The organism is Paenibacillus sp. FSL R10-2734, from assembly GCF_037963865.1.
GTDB lineage: Bacteria > Bacillota > Bacilli > Paenibacillales > Paenibacillaceae > Paenibacillus_AQ.
The window spans coordinates 2,869,999-2,884,963 of record NZ_CP150170.1 but is presented as its reverse complement, the minus strand read 5'-3'; the positions used below and the strand labels follow the sequence as shown (position 1 = coordinate 2,884,963).

17 protein-coding genes are annotated in these 14,965 nt (G+C 45.3%); all 17 read right to left on the bottom strand.

The features are described 5' to 3' along the window. Positions 1 to 44 precede the first annotated feature (44 nt). Complete coding sequence (locus tag NSS67_RS12500; RefSeq protein ID WP_339319826.1) at positions 45 to 260, bottom strand: DNA-binding protein; 216 nt, start codon at positions 258 to 260, stop codon at positions 45 to 47. Between the two features lie 14 nt (positions 261 to 274). Then, entirely contained in the window at positions 275 to 1,768 is a 1,494-nt protein-coding gene (gene glpK, locus NSS67_RS12495; RefSeq protein WP_339319825.1) for a glycerol kinase GlpK, read from the bottom strand. Between the two features lie 118 nt (positions 1,769 to 1,886). After that, positions 1,887 to 3,323: an ATP-binding protein gene (locus NSS67_RS12490; RefSeq protein ID WP_339319824.1), complete on the bottom strand. Its 1,437-nt coding sequence runs from the start codon at positions 3,321 to 3,323 to the stop codon at positions 1,887 to 1,889. Further along, positions 3,324 to 4,040 carry a response regulator transcription factor gene (locus NSS67_RS12485; RefSeq protein ID WP_036676174.1) on the bottom strand — a complete coding sequence of 239 codons (717 nt, stop codon included), beginning with the start codon at positions 4,038 to 4,040 and terminating at the stop codon, positions 3,324 to 3,326. 77 nt (positions 4,041 to 4,117) lie between these two features. Beyond that, complete coding sequence (ccsA, locus tag NSS67_RS12480) at positions 4,118 to 5,380, bottom strand: cytochrome c biogenesis protein CcsA (protein ID WP_339319823.1); 1,263 nt, start codon at positions 5,378 to 5,380, stop codon at positions 4,118 to 4,120. Continuing rightward, the gene (locus NSS67_RS12475) at positions 5,377 to 7,062 is read right to left on the bottom strand and encodes a cytochrome c biogenesis protein ResB (RefSeq protein WP_339319822.1); all 1,686 of its coding nucleotides are present in this window, start codon (positions 7,060 to 7,062) and stop codon (positions 5,377 to 5,379) included. The genes ccsA and NSS67_RS12475 overlap by 4 nt, the downstream gene beginning before the upstream one ends. After that, entirely contained in the window at positions 7,062 to 7,583 is a 522-nt protein-coding gene (locus NSS67_RS12470) for a redoxin domain-containing protein (protein WP_339319821.1), read from the bottom strand. The genes NSS67_RS12475 and NSS67_RS12470 overlap by 1 nt, the downstream gene beginning before the upstream one ends. A 120-nt stretch (positions 7,584 to 7,703) precedes the next feature. Continuing rightward, entirely contained in the window at positions 7,704 to 8,462 is a 759-nt protein-coding gene (locus tag NSS67_RS12465) for a pseudouridine synthase (RefSeq protein ID WP_234531783.1), read from the bottom strand. Between the two features lie 20 nt (positions 8,463 to 8,482). Next, positions 8,483 to 8,827 carry an N-acetylmuramoyl-L-alanine amidase gene (locus NSS67_RS12460; RefSeq protein ID WP_339319820.1) on the bottom strand — a complete coding sequence of 115 codons (345 nt, stop codon included), beginning with the start codon at positions 8,825 to 8,827 and terminating at the stop codon, positions 8,483 to 8,485. Positions 8,828 to 8,893: 66 nt separating this feature from the next. Then, positions 8,894 to 9,427 carry a spore maturation protein gene (locus tag NSS67_RS12455; RefSeq protein ID WP_339319819.1) on the bottom strand — a complete coding sequence of 178 codons (534 nt, stop codon included), beginning with the start codon at positions 9,425 to 9,427 and terminating at the stop codon, positions 8,894 to 8,896. A 7-nt stretch (positions 9,428 to 9,434) separates the two neighbouring features. After that, positions 9,435 to 10,100: a nucleoside recognition domain-containing protein gene (locus NSS67_RS12450; RefSeq protein ID WP_339319818.1), complete on the bottom strand. Its 666-nt coding sequence runs from the start codon at positions 10,098 to 10,100 to the stop codon at positions 9,435 to 9,437. Positions 10,101 to 10,136: 36 nt separating this feature from the next. Further along, positions 10,137 to 11,336: a D-alanyl-D-alanine carboxypeptidase family protein gene (locus tag NSS67_RS12445; protein ID WP_339319817.1), complete on the bottom strand. Its 1,200-nt coding sequence runs from the start codon at positions 11,334 to 11,336 to the stop codon at positions 10,137 to 10,139. Between the two features lie 166 nt (positions 11,337 to 11,502). Beyond that, complete coding sequence (gene ytfJ, locus NSS67_RS12440; RefSeq protein ID WP_339319816.1) at positions 11,503 to 11,994, bottom strand: GerW family sporulation protein; 492 nt, start codon at positions 11,992 to 11,994, stop codon at positions 11,503 to 11,505. 84 nt (positions 11,995 to 12,078) lie between these two features. Then, entirely contained in the window at positions 12,079 to 12,792 is a 714-nt protein-coding gene (locus NSS67_RS12435) for a DUF2953 domain-containing protein (protein WP_339319815.1), read from the bottom strand. Positions 12,793 to 12,978: 186 nt separating this feature from the next. Next, complete coding sequence (gene scpB, locus NSS67_RS12430) at positions 12,979 to 13,581, bottom strand: SMC-Scp complex subunit ScpB (RefSeq protein WP_339319814.1); 603 nt, start codon at positions 13,579 to 13,581, stop codon at positions 12,979 to 12,981. Then, positions 13,550 to 14,341 carry a segregation/condensation protein A gene (locus NSS67_RS12425; RefSeq protein ID WP_339319813.1) on the bottom strand — a complete coding sequence of 264 codons (792 nt, stop codon included), beginning with the start codon at positions 14,339 to 14,341 and terminating at the stop codon, positions 13,550 to 13,552. The genes scpB and NSS67_RS12425 overlap by 32 nt, the downstream gene beginning before the upstream one ends. 135 nt (positions 14,342 to 14,476) lie before the next feature. Further along, positions 14,477 to 14,944 (bottom strand): 6,7-dimethyl-8-ribityllumazine synthase, encoded by a 468-nt coding sequence (gene ribE, locus NSS67_RS12420; protein WP_036676377.1) that lies wholly within the window; start codon positions 14,942 to 14,944, stop codon positions 14,477 to 14,479. Between the last annotated feature and the right edge of the window lie 21 nt (positions 14,945 to 14,965).

Sequence of the window (14,965 nt, the reverse complement as noted above, 5' to 3'; positions counted from 1 at the left end):
TATTCCTTAGCTTGCCGCTTTTTATTATAGAAATGAAAGCTAGATCAAGATTTACCCGCGAAGGTTAGACCCTTCTCCGCGAGTGCGCTTCGTAATTGAACGATCGTCTTTGGACCCAGTCCATGTAGCTTCAGAAGCTCTGACTCAGTAAGCTTAGTAAATTGTTGAAGCTGTACATAACCAGCACCCTGAAGCGCTCGAAGTGCCGGGTTAGATAGACCACTTGGTAGATCAGATTCTGTTCCGTTAAACATAGACATGTGCATCCCCCTGATCACTGATATCTTTCATGTTTCTCCCAGCCCATCGTTCGCGCTACAGCGTCTTTCCAGACGTTGTAGCGACGTTCACGTTCTTCTATATCCATTACAGGTGAAAAGACCCTCTCCGCTTTGTTGAAGCTTTCTAGCTCTTCTCTCGTCCAGATCCCAGAGGTCAATCCAGCGAGTAGTGCTGCTCCCAGCGCAGTCGTCTCCGCATATGTAGTTCGTGTAACCTCACTACCGAGAATATCAGATTGGAACTGCATCAGCAAATCGTTGCGCACAGCTCCACCATCTACACGCAATCCAGTCAACGGCATGCCTGCGTCTTTTTCCATAGCGCCGATTACGTCTCTAGACTGAAATGCTAATGACTCTAAAGTTGCTCGTACCAAATGTCCCGAGGTCGTGCCTCTAGTCAGACCGAATACTGCACCACGAGCGTACATATCCCAATAGGGTGCACCCAGTCCAGTAAAAGCAGGTACAACGACAACCCCCTCACTGTCCTCAACTTCCCGTGCTTTGTCTTCTGAGCTTGCTGGCTCCTCTATAAGGCCAAGACCCTCCTGAAGCCATTGTACAGCCGCACCTGCTACAAATACGCTACCCTCGAGCGCATAATAGAGTTCATCTCCCATTCCCCAAGCCACAGTGGTCAACAACCCATGACTGGAGACTACGGCTTCCGTGCCTGTATTCATTAGAATAAAGCAGCCAGTTCCATATGTGTTTTTGGCACTGCCGGGTTCAAGACAAGTATGTCCAAACAAAGCAGCCTGTTGATCTCCCAATACAGAGTGAATAGGAATTTCTACTCCGAACCACTCTGCATCTGCAGCTCCAAATTCACCGCCAGACATTCTCACTTCTGGCAGGATGGAACGCGGTACACGAAGCTCTTCCATTAGCTCATCGTCCCAGCAACGCTCATGGAGATTATATAACATCGTACGCGATGCATTGGTTACATCAGTGGCATGTACAGCCCCACCAGTAAGCTTCCAGATTAACCAGCTGTCTACCGTCCCAGCTAGTAGCTCGCCATTATTCGCCCGCTCTCGAGCACCGTACACATGATCAAGTATCCAGGAAATTTTAGTAGCAGAAAAATAAGCATCCACAACGAGTCCCGTCTTGCTTGCAATTAATCGCTCTAGTCCCTTACTCTTGATCTCTTCACACAGCTCCGCAGTACGTCTGTCCTGCCACACAATCGCAGGATAAATCGGCTTACCTGTTGCTTTATCCCAGATCAGGGCCGTTTCCCTCTGATTCGTAATTCCGATGGAAGAGATCTCCTGAGCGGTTATCCCGCCCTGAGTAATTGCATCTCTTGCAGCTGCAAGCTGTGAAGCCCAGATTTGCCCTGGGTCATGCTCCACCCAGCCAGGGTGTGGGAATGATTGTTTAACCTCATATTGCCCTTGTGAGACCATTCTAGCGTCCTTATCGAACAATATGGCTCGTGAACTGGTAGTACCTTGGTCTAAAGATAAAATCATTTAATGGCCTCCCAAGCATAAACAATGAGATATGTTCCACGATGAACAAGATTAATGTGTTTGTTTCAACAAAAAGCACCTCTGCTATCAGAGGCGCTATCACACATTGTGTTTGGAATTACTGTTTTTCGACAGGAAGTCTTAGCGTAAAGGTCGTACTTTCTCCAAGCTTACTGGAAGCGGAAATGTACCCGTGATGCGCTTCTACAATATTTTTGACAATTGCTAGCCCCAGTCCGGTTCCACCTGATTCTCCCCGTACACGAGCCTTATCGGCTTTGTAGAAACGATCAAATATATACGGCAGATCTTCCTGTGGTATGCCGACTCCTTCATCCCGAATTTTAATTTCAAGATAGCGGCGTCCTTCTAAGACACAAGTTCCTGTATGAACGGTGATCTTCTTTCCACCCTGTGTATGACGAAAAGCATTATCGAGTAGATTGGTTAAGACTTGCTCCAGCTTATCTTCATCCGCCGCCTTAAGAATAGGGACATCACTTTCTTTGTTTAGCTGAAGATGAATATCGCGTTCTTTAGCACGTACGGAAAATTTACGATAAACTCGTTCCAGCAGTTCATTCGCATCTACCTCTGCCTTCAGCATATCTGTATGCCCAGCTTCCATCCGCGCAAGGTCGAGCAAATCCTTAACGAGACGTCCCATCCGTAGTGATTCGTCATGAATGACCTGAATCAGTTCACTACTTTCCTCGGGTGAAGAAGCCATCCCATCAATTAGTGCTTCACTATAACCTTGCATCATCGATAACGGAGTCCGAATCTCATGGGAGACGTTAGCCACGAAGTCACGGCGCATTTTTTCGAGTCGCACCTCTTCAGTCACATCACGCAGAACAGCAACCACTCCACGAATGTTACCCTCAGAATTTAAAGGTGCCATATGGACAGACCATACACCCTGCCGGACATGCACATTAGAGCGCTCATCGCCGCCTTGTTTCAACGTACTCAAAAATAAAGGACGCAGGGGAGGTGGAACATTACTTCCCGCCGTTTCCGAATGAAGCTGAATGTCACTATCTTGTTCCCACTCTAAATCGCTCCAGCTCTCAAGCAACGACTGACCATGCGGATTGGTCAGAATAATCTGGCCTTCGATGTCAAAAGTGATTACAGCATCACTCATGCTGCGCAATACACTGGATAGATGACCTTTCTCATGGTGCAGACTGCGAATATTCTCTTCCAGCTCCTCAGCCATATGATTGAATGAAGTCGCCAATTGGCCGATTTCGTCGCTTGTGACAAGCGTCAGCCTTGTTCCGTATTCACCACGTCGAATGTTGTTTGCAGCCTCGATGACACGTTGCATCGGTTGAGTAATCTTGGTAAACAAGAACAACGCGAAGAATGTCGTCAAAGAAAATCCGATCATGCACGTATACATAAATAAACGTTTGATATCGCCGGAATTGGCAAAGTTACTGTCGATATAGGGCAGCAGGAACAACCCCAGTGTAATAAGCACGACAGCGACCAGGCAGATGATCGTGACCCACAGCTTGCCGACAAGACTTCTCCAGAAGTTCACTTATTTAGGTACCTCAAGTTTGTAGCCTACACCCCATACAGTTGTAATCATCGCCGCGGATTCCGGTGATACCTTATTTAGTTTTTCACGAAGACGCTTAACATGGGTATCGACTGTACGCAAATCTCCAAAAAACTCATAATTCCAAACATCCTTAAGCAGTTCTTCACGAGAGAACACTTTATCCGGCGAAATCGCCAAATAATGCAGCAGTTCATATTCTTTCGGTGTCAGACTCACTTCTTCACCGCCTGCAGTAACTCGGTGCGCGTCATGCTCAATAATAAGATGAGTAAATACAATGTTATTACTGGAGTTGCTCTCTTTCGACAAAAATGCTGTTGCCGATGATCGGCGCATAATTGCCTTCACGCGATAAATCACTTCTCGAGGGCTAAAAGGCTTCACGACATAATCATCAGCGCCCATCTCAAAGCCCTGCACACGATTAATCTCTTCACCTTTAGCTGTAAGCATTAAGACTGGTGTTGACTTGACCCCTCTGAGTCTGGTCAGCACTTCCATTCCATCAATGCCAGGCAGCATAACATCCAGCAAAATTAGACCATAGTCATTTGCCGTTGCTTTACGAAGAGCGATTTCGCCGTCTTCTGCTTCGTCGATTTCATAGCCTTCTTTTTCAAGATACATCTTAAGCAAGCGGCGAATGCGTTCCTCATCATCCACTACCAGAATTCTGTTTAAATGATCTGCCATTTCACAACAACCCCTTCATCAAATACAGTAGAACGTAACCTTAAATCCATTGTGCTGTGTTAGCAGGTAAACTATGCTCAGTCCGTCCCCGCATAAGAATGAAGTCCGGCGATGACTAGATTAACGCCAACCAAGGTAAACATTACGACCAAAAAGCCTAGAACGGCAAGCCAGGCAGATTTTCGCCCTTGCCATCCTCGAGCCAATCGTAAATGAAGATAAGCACTGTAGAAAAGCCAAGTAACGAGTGCCCAGACTTCTTTGGGGTCCCATCCCCAGAATCTTCCCCAGGCTATTTGCGCCCATATCATTGCAAAAATCAAAGCGCCTAATGTGAAAATAGGAAAGCCAATCGCTATCGCCCTATACGTAATCTCATCTAGATCGCCTTCATCAATTCCATCCATCACTGGGTGAATCGCTGCGCCCAATGGCTTGCGTATGATTAAGCGAAGAATTCCGTAAAGGATTAATCCAGAGAGAATCGACCAGATTACAGTATTAAACTTCCGGCCAGCATTCACACCATTCATCCAAGAAGGAGCTTCAAAGAGAGGTTCTTTCATGCCAAGAAACGACTGGAAGCTTTCTATTTCGCTATTGTGAGGAGCCACAATCGGCGGCATTCGATAACTCACTTTCTCTATTGTACTATTTTCCTGCCCTGCGCTGTCAATCGTAACGTTGGGACGGACAAAAACAGTCTCATAACCTGCTCCGCGGAAAGCAAAAACTGAACCCAGAAAACCAATTATAACAATGATTGAAAAGAGAGTAAATTCAATCATCTTCTGCTGCTTACGATCCGCCTTCTCTTTACTGGCAAAATTCACAGTCCGCAGCAGATACATCAGCCCTGCCGCAAATCCTACTGCGAAGAAGGATTCACCTAGTGCAGCCAGTGTTACGTGAATCTTAAGATAGTTCGATTGTAGGGATGGAATCAGCGGCTGAACCTCCTGTGGAAATACAGCTGCATATGCCATCACAATAATGCTAATTGGCACTGCAAACAGACCGAGAATCACCTTTCGATAGATCGCGAACATCACTGTAAAGGCTACCATAACCATCATAGATAAGAAAGTCATGAACTCATACATATTGCTGACTGGAATATGTCCTGAACCAGACCAGCGTGTAAAGAAATATATGAGATGAAAGATAAGTCCTATTGAAGAAACAATAAAAGCTATTTTCCCCCAGCGAGCAGTATGTTCCTCTGGCTTACGGCCCGACCACTTGCGACCCATGATAGCGATAGTGAATAACATAAACGAACCGCTGTATAATAAGAATGCGGCAATAAAGACAGCGCTGCTGATATCGAGCAAGCTCATGTAAGGCCTCCTCCATTATCTATTGATTTTTCATCGACTACCATATCTACTTTTTCTAAAATAGAAACGATTTCACGGCGGAAGCCGAACCAGTTCTTGTTCGTATGTCCTCCGAGTATTAGCTCTCCGTTAGTAACGGTAAGCCAGATGCGTCTATGCTGCCAGTAAAATCCAAGGACTAATCCTAGCATCACGATTGCTGCACCTAACCATACAAAAGGCATTGCACGATCAATACGTATGTTCAAGTATGTGGTCGATTCCGAAAAATCAACATCGCTCATGTTGTCCACTTCAAGCTCAAGAAATCTACTGCTGCCACCAAGCTTATCGTTAATCGCTACCTGCTGAAACTGTGCCTTATCTACCTGCTTAGGAAAATAGAAATACTGCTGCCCTTCCTCAGGCAAATTCGGACCTTGAATCAAGAACAAAAATGCAGGTGCATTCGGATAAGGTGACTTGGATATCGGCTGCCCTTCCTCATTGAGACCAAAATCCATATACTTCTCTTTTAAAGTCAACGAATAAGGTCCCGCTGTAATCGCACGCTGCGGATTCTTCATGTCCAGTTTAAATTTACCGTATGCCTCTCCAGTGTCGGAATTCTTAAGTACAGGCTGTACGGAACGGAGCACAGGCGTTAAATCATAATCAAACTGATACGCTTTCAATCCTTTATAATCCAAAGGTGAGTTAACTTGGATATTATGAGTTGTCACCTCGGTAAGCTGCGGTTCCTTAGTAGGATCTCCACAATCCGCGGTACATTGATATAGCACTGCTTTGGTTTGGAATAATTTCGGAAGGATTTTTTTGCCGCGAAACTCCTCAGGCATCTCTTCATCTGTATAAAACTCTACGGTGAATTTCTCATTTTTTAAATAGTAGGTAGTATCCGGAATCTGTGTAATCTCCCCTTGCGGGAAGGCAAGATGCTGATCCATATTGAGTCCCGGCAATCCTCTTGCCAGTACAGCAAGTAAAAAAATAATCAAACCAATATGTATTACGTAAGGTCCCCAGCGGCTGAAGCGGTGTTTCTCTGCTAGCAGAGCTCCTCCTTCTGTCTTGACTCGGTAGCCCTTTTTACGCATAGGTTGAACCACCCGAGCAACCCATGCTTCTGGTTCTTCTTGCACTTCAGTGACTAGCACGGCCTTTTGCCGGGTTAAGAACTGACGATGTTTCCGAATCTTCTGCCTAGTTAATGCCTTGTATAGGGGAAGGACTCGGTCCAAACTACAAATGACCAGTGAAGCGCCAATCATTACAAGTAGAGTTACAAACCACCAGGATTCGTATGTATGTGAAAGTCCAAGCTTATAGTAGATGTCCCCAGCTGTTCCATACTCCTGCTTATAATAACTCGATGCGTCAATATTAAGGAAAGTACTCTCCTGAGGGAAAATTGTTCCCAGCATAGAGCCTAACAGTGTCAAAACGATTAGATAAATTGCTATTTTGACGGATGAAAAGAAGTTCCAAACTCGATCAATAATGCCTGGATTAACGCGCTGCGAACGGCGGGCTACACCATCATAACGCATTTCCAGATTCTCGCCCCAGTCCGATTCTTTGCCAAGCGGCTTTCCACATGCTTCACAGAGAACAGTGCCTACAGGGTTCTGGTGGCCACATTCACATTTAGTATTGGTGATAAAAGCCTCGCGTTTACTCATCAATCCACCAGCTTCCCAATTTGATCATCTAGTGAATCTAAATCAAGCTGGCCTATATGGATGCTGTCAATTTTACCCTTTGCATTAATAAAAAAAGTAGTTGGGAGTGGAGAAATACCATAGCTTCGCACAGCGTCTCGTCCCGTGTCCATCAAAATCGGAAAATCAATGTCGACTTGCTTCACAAAATTCTCGACAGTCATCTGATCTTCACCTACATTGATTCCAACAACGACTACATCCTTGTCCTTCCATTTCTCCCACTGTGCTTGGAGAGCCGGCATTTCTTTTACACAAGGTGCGCACCATGTGCCCCAGAAATTCAGCACAATAGCCTTACCTTTATACTCGTCTAACGTATGCCCAAGGCCATCCAGCCCAAGCAAATCAATGGCAGGCGCTTTACTACCTTCCTCTGGCTTTCCGTTTCCTCCAAATACAGAGGAACCAATAGCATAACCACCCACTAGAACGATTAGAAACAGAATTACGATTTGAATTGGTTTTCTCGCTTTACCCACATGTAAAGCCCCCTTCTGTGACGCAACTCATACTTATGTTGTAAGGTGTGAACATCCTATGAACATTATAGCGAATTTCGTCATATCATTAGGGGGCCTAATTGTGAATATTGTGTGTCTTTATGACTCTTTACGTGGAGTTCTTTCTTTGAGCAACCCTGCTTTAGCAATTTGCTGCAGATGGTTAATTTCATCTTTAGTTAAATGACGGTATGAGCCACGTTTGAGATTTTGCAGCATAATATCCCCGAAAGAAATCCGCTTCAAACGGAGTACGGGGTGTGAGATCGCATCAAACATGCGTCGTACCTGACGGTTACGTCCCTCGTGAATCGTAATACTGATTACCGCTTCTTTATTCACTTCATCAATATCCTTATACTCCACTTCCGCAGGCGCTGTCATGCCATCCTCCAGCTTGATCCCGGCCTTTAGCTTGTCCAGTGCAGTACCGTGCGGTATACCCTTGACCGTAGCATGATACGTCTTAGGGACATGATGCTTAGGATGGGTAAGCAGATTCGCAAAATCGCCATCATTTGTCAGCAGCAGCAATCCTTCCGTATCATAATCCAGACGGCCTACAGGGTAAACCCGTTCAGTAATCCCTTTAAGGTAGTCCGTTACAACCTTGCGACCCTTTGGATCGGAAGCGCTTGTAATTACTCCTTTTGGTTTATTGAACATAATATAAATTTTGTTCTCGCCTCTAATCAGTCGACCGGAGACTTTAATAATATCTGTTGCGGGGTCTACCTTCGTGCCAAGCGTAGTTACGAGTTCCCCGTTGACTTCCACTTTACCGGCCAAAATCATTTCTTCACACTTGCGTCTAGACGCTACACCTGCTTGCGCCAAAATTTTCTGTAATCTTTCCATTTTCGACTAGTCACCTCAGGTTAATGATAACCATCAGAGGGATAAATCACAAGTTCATTCCATGGAAAAAATGCTCCTGGGCAGTAATTATTGTGGGGTTCTATGATTAATGGGGAAATTTGATAGCGATCTACCAGTTCTAACAAAAGTTTAACCGTTGCAAAAAGCTGATTACGCCTTCCAGATAATTGAGGTTGGTTGTCTTCTTTGCTGAAATCCCCTTCCAGGCAAATGTGAATATACTCCGGATCGGTCAACAGTGGCGCAGCATAGATTCCTCCATCCATACCAACCCAGAAATCAAAGCCTTTACCGTTAATAGATGGGCAGCGAGACTGATGCAGTATAAAGCCTTTATAGTTCATAACGGGTTGCCTCCCTCCACATTGCTGCAATAGCATATGTCGAGGAGGGAAATGGGGTGACGTCTCCTACCCAAAAAGTAGTAGACAGATCGCGATAGCAGCGACGAAGCCTACGACATCGGAGAAAAGTCCTACCTTAAGTGCATAACGGCCGTTACGCACACCTACAGCTCCAAAATAAACCGTTAACACATAGAGTGTAGTGTCCGTACTCCCCTGTATAGTGGAGGCGATCATGCCGATTAGAGAATCTGGGCCATGAACGCGAATCAGATCCGTGGTATAAGCAAGCGACCCTGTGCCTGTGAGGGGCCGCAGAAGGCCGAGTGGCAATACTTCTGCAGGTACGCCAAGCCCCTGCAGGGCAGGGGCTATGAACCCCATTAGGAAGTCGAGTGCGCCCGATGCGCGAAAGACACTGATCGCTACAAGCATCCCCACAAGATGAGGAATAATCGCTATTGCCGTACCAAATCCATCCTTCGCTCCTTCAACAAATGACTCATACACTGGGACTTTACGTGTAAAAGCATAGAGCGGGATGAACGTAATCATGACCGGAATCGCCCATGCCGATATGAGACTGATTAACTGGTACAAGTCATGCTCACCCTTTCAAGGAAGAATTAGGCAGCGGCGTCTTCGCCAATGGGGCAGAACCAGACTTTACTGATGGCGGCTTTGGAGGTTTACGCAGCAAAGACATCCTTCGGAAAAATCGGTCAGCCGCAATCGCAGCAAGGGTAGCCACAGCCGTTGCTGCAAGGGTTGTCCCCACTATACCCGCTGGATCTGTCGAATTGTAATTTAACCGTATCGCAATTAGAGTGGCGGGGATAAGCGTAATACTTGCTGTGTTAAGCGCCAGCAAGGTACACATGGCAGGCGTAGCCATGTCTTTATCTGGGTTGAGCTTCTGCAGCTCTTGCATCGCCTTGATGCCCATTGGGGTTGCCGCATTGCCTAGTCCGAGCAGATTAGCGCTCATGTTGGAGAGAATATATCCGATCGCAGGATGGCCCTTCGGCACATCTGGAAATAGAAAGGATACGATCGGACCGAGTATTTTGGCTATTTTTTTAAGTAAACCAGCATCCTCAGCGATCCGCATGATCCCTAACCAGAATACAAGTACACTTATTAAGCCGAAACTTACTGTAACCCCATTCTTGGCTCCGTCGAATACGGCGGCTGTAAATTCATCCATTCTGCCGTTAACGGCGGCGAACAGAAAACCGATGATGATCATTCCTAGCCAAATCCCGTTAATCATGGATACGCCTCCCTCTTCATTATTCAGCCTATCTGCTTACTTGGAACTTTCACCCAGTTTAAATAACGCCTTCAGTGCACTCCCTAAAGCCTGAAACCAATTATCGGCAGGATAGGAGTGTGCTTGTGTTGTGCTATATTTTTTAGAATAAGCGGATTCCTCAGGCGGTAAAGACTCTCGTGTATACAACGGTACCCGACCTATCTCTTTGCCACCTAGATCTAGAACGAGGACCCCTTGCAGTCCAAAGTTTGATCTTGCAGCTTTGGCTGACGCCGCAGGCATCTGATTTAATACAAGCTTAGTGGTCACTCTATTCTGCTCGCCTTGTCCGAGAGGATAGGCAAATTTTTTGGCTGTCACAAAGTCATAACCGCTCACGGGGTCCCCACGTTCGATTAATGTTTTAAGGGGATAGTGATTAAACCCGAAGTTTAGTAGTGAAGCATGATCATTCCAGTCATCACCATCATTGATGGTCACTGCGACAAGCTGCTGGCCGTTTCTGGTCGCCGAGCTAACAAGGCAGCGTAGCGCTTTTTTGGTATAACCTGTCTTTACACCGTCCGCACCCTCATATAAGTACAGCATTTTATTCTTATTTCTCCACTTGTAATCCCATTTCTCATTTGGATTGTCCGCAGTTTTCTCCTGCGTCTTCACAATTTGCTTAAATACAGGATTATGAAGAGCATAAGCCGTCAGTACAGCTAAGTCGTTAGCACTCGAATAATGGCCTTCAGCATCTAGACCATGCGGATTAGCAAAATGGGTATTCTTAAGCCCCAGCTCCTCAGCCTTAGTGTTCATCAGGTATACAAAGCCTTCCTCAGATCCGCCGATATGCTCAGCGATCGCTGTCGCCGCATCATTCCCTGAGCGCAGCATTAGACCATATAGCATATTTTCCAGTGTCATCTCTTCACCCTGCTGCAAATAAATAGAGGAGCCTTCTTTAGCGAAGGCATTTTTTCCAACTTTGACTTTCGATGCTAAATCACCATTCTCAATAGCTACAAGGGCGGTCATTATTTTTGTCAGGCTGGCAATAAGCATAGGCTCATCCCCTCGAGTACTATACAAAATACGCCCGGATTCCACATCAATCAACGCCGCTGCCCTTGCATGCGTAGATATGGAGCTATTCTCCGCATGAATTAAGGTTAGCGGTGTCAGAAACACCAGCAAAATGCACAGTAATAAAGCGATTGGAAATTTTAGAGTTATTGTCTTCATTTTTATCCTCCGGATTCTTATCGGTTCTTAAGTAAAGTGATTCATTTCATGCTTATGTTGTACAAGTGTATGCGGACCAGCCTTAGGGTATGTCCTCTCCACACAAAAAGGGACACCGCCTGATGTAAGGCGATATCCCCGAGGCTATTTGAAGAATTATGTGTACCTAATGTGTTGAAGTTTGAGATGTACTTGGATCGGGTTTAGCAGGTGCTTGTGCAGCTTGAGCAGTGGGTGTTGTCCCAGCTTGAGCTGAAGAACTACTGCTTTGAAACATAGTCTGGATTTTGTCGATGAGCCCTGGTGTGGCATCGATGATTTTCTCGAACAAATGCGTTTGATTGTCGAGTGGCACAATGTTTACTCCATCCTTACCAACCACTAGAAAAGCGATCGGTCTGATGGAGACACCGCCCCCACTACCACCACCAAAAGGAAGCATTTTGACACCGCCTTGGGAGCTTGATCCGCTTATAGAATCTTCTACTCGATAATCACTACCCCCTGCAGCAAACCCAAAAGCCACTTTACTAATCGGCAGAATAATACTACCGTCAGGTGTTTGTACTGGGTCTCCAACAATCGTATTCACATCTACCATACCCTTGATATTTTCCATCGCTGTTTGCATTAGGCCCTGAATAGGATGGTCGCTCATATTGTTTCCTCCTTTGATTGAGTACGATTTCTCTTGCTTCTACAGCGCTTATCATCCCCACATCCACACATTTGTATGTAACTTTCATTCTAAACTTTGCCCACGAGGCTCACTTCGCATCCGTTTTAGTAACTTTCTCCACTTACCGATCCCTCCTGTCTCTCTCAAGACACGAAGAAGAAGCTGAAATGATGCGTATACAGCATAGGAAACTGACATTTTACCTTCACATACTAGCTCCATTGAAAAACAATGCTCATCCTGAAAAACAGGCTTCACAAACACTCGTGGATTGTGTTTCAATTTGACCCACTGCGAAATAAATCCAACGATGCTCCATTTCAGTCCCCAAACGGCTCCTGATGCTATGGCAGTATCTGCTGCATCACCTAGTGAGAAATCAGTGGACCAGTCAAGCTTTGATATTTTGACATGAGATAAGACGTCCCTGAACCATTCCTTCAATCCACGTGTGGATTTCATTGCTAACTGTAAATTGTCCCTCCAACGCTCTAATCTTTCTTTATCGAATTGCTCTTCTTTTACCGTATCTACACCTATTGTTGCAGTACCTGTCTCTTTGAACTTCCCAATCACCCCTTGCTCCAATCCCTTAAAGACCAATCGGGGCAGTTCATAGTGGAGTTTAATTAGACCAAAAAGAGTGGTAACATCTAACTCCAGCAGGTCATTTTTTCCATGTTTATAGCACCGAATGCGGAAATCGATAGATGAAGACAGAACCAAGATCATTGCCAGTACTAGCAAACCGAGGGGAATTACAAGCCATAACGTCACGTATTTACCTCCAAGAAACCTTAATAATGGGAACCTTTGGTTTAGTATGGCATTATAAGCTGGAAAAAATTCGGGGTTTGGTTAAAAAATGTGGCTCTTCAAAAAAAAAGAAACTGCCCCAACACCAGATAAATGGTTTTGGGGCAGTTCCATTAATAAAAAAATAATTGCGGAATAACAAAAATTCTAAGGTTTCTCAATATCCTCGAACGTCATTTGAGTATCCAGTTTATTGAACAGTAGCTGTGTCTCTTCTTCCAAATTATCAGTGGATTCGAAGTTGGATGGTTCAGGCAGCTCATTCAGACTTGCAAGGCCAAAGCTCTCCAAGAATGATTTAGTCGTCCCATACAAGATTGGACGCCCTACGGCCTCCGCACGACCTACCTCATGGATCAAATCCTTGTTATTCAGCGTATGAATTGCACGTTCGGATTTCACGCCTCGAATCTCTTCGATCTCCACCCGTGTAATTGGCTGACGATATGCCACGATTGCCAATGTCTCTAATGCAGCCTGAGACAAGGTTGATCTGGATGGGGAATAAGCCAAGCGCTCAAAATAATGGGCATGATCAGGCAATGTAGCCAGCCGATAATTCCCAGCAATTTGGACTACCTGCAAACCCCGCTCCTGTGCAACATAATCCTCTTTCAGTTCTTCTAATGCTCCAGCCGCAAGCTCTGGCCGCTGCTCCGTAATCTCGGCGACTTGCCGCACGGAGATCCCTTCATCACCTGATAGAAACAACAGGCCCTCAATAATCGATTTCAGCGTTTTGTAATCCATTGAAGTGTTCTCCTCCTCTCCACTCCATTACGATGTCTTCAAACAATTTCTCTTGATAGCAAAAAATCGCCTTCATTTTCATCAGTTCCAGAATCGCAAGAAAAGTAACTACGATTTCGTGTCGCGCCATTTCATCGTGAAGCAGTGCTGAGAAATGGAGCCTTCCGCCCTTTCCTCTGCGCTGCAGCGCATCCGATACATCACGTATACGATCTTTTACCGATATTTCGTCCCGGGTGATCCGCTGGTAAGAAGACCTTCTTGCCGCCTTACTTAGTGCTTTACGGAAAGCAGCTATAAGGTCGGAAGTATGTAGTCCTTTTAGCGTATGGTCAATCTCTTCAGGCACGAATGGACCCAGATCCTCCGGTTCCTTCGTAAAAATCAAGCTCCGCTCGCTCTCCATATCCATTAAATGAACAGCAATACTCTTGAATTTACGATACTCAATCAGTCGCTGAACGAGTTCAGCTCGTGGATCAAATTCATCATCTTCGTAATATTCAAAATCATCGATCTCAATGACCGGTGGTTTGGGCAGCAATAGCTTGCTCTTTATAGATAATAGGGTTGCGGCCATCACGAGAAATTCACTCGTAATATCCAGTTCAAGCTCCTGCATACTTCGCAGGTATTCCATATACTGTTCGGTGATCTCGGCGACCGGAATGTCCTGGATGTCGATTTCCGCCTTATCAATTAAATGCAAAAGCAGATCCAGCGGACCTTCAAACGTTTCCAGCTTGTACAATACAGTCACGAAGCATCCTCCCGCCAAAAAAAGTAAAGTGCAGCGCCCAAAAGGACGCTACACAAGTAGAAAGGGCTCTATAATCCATGCTTTCTTCTTATACTATAAATAAGCACGAATTCAACTGATTCGTCAATAGCTGTCTTACTTAAACAGTTTGTTAAGATTCGCCATTTCAATCGCAGCAGTCGCAGCATCCCAGCCTTTATTCCCTGCTTTGGTTCCTGAACGCTCAATGGCTTGTTCAATATTCTCAGTTGTTACTACCCCAAAAATCGTCGGAACGCCTGTTTTAAGGTTGATCGCTGCAACCCCTTTAGCGACTTCATTACATACATAATCATAGTGTGTTGTAGAACCACGAATAACTGTTCCTAAAGTAATTACAGCGTCATATTTGCCGCTTTCAGCCATTTTTTGAGCGATCAACGGAATTTCAAACACACCTGGAACCCAAGCTACATCCACCTCATCATCACCAACGCCATGGCGTTTAAAAGCATCCAGTGCACCGGATAACAGCTTGCTAGTAATAAATTCATTAAAACGTCCTACTACAACCCCGTATTTTAATCCCTCAGAAACTAAATGTCCTTCTAAATATTTCGGCATATCATTCATCTACCCTTCGTT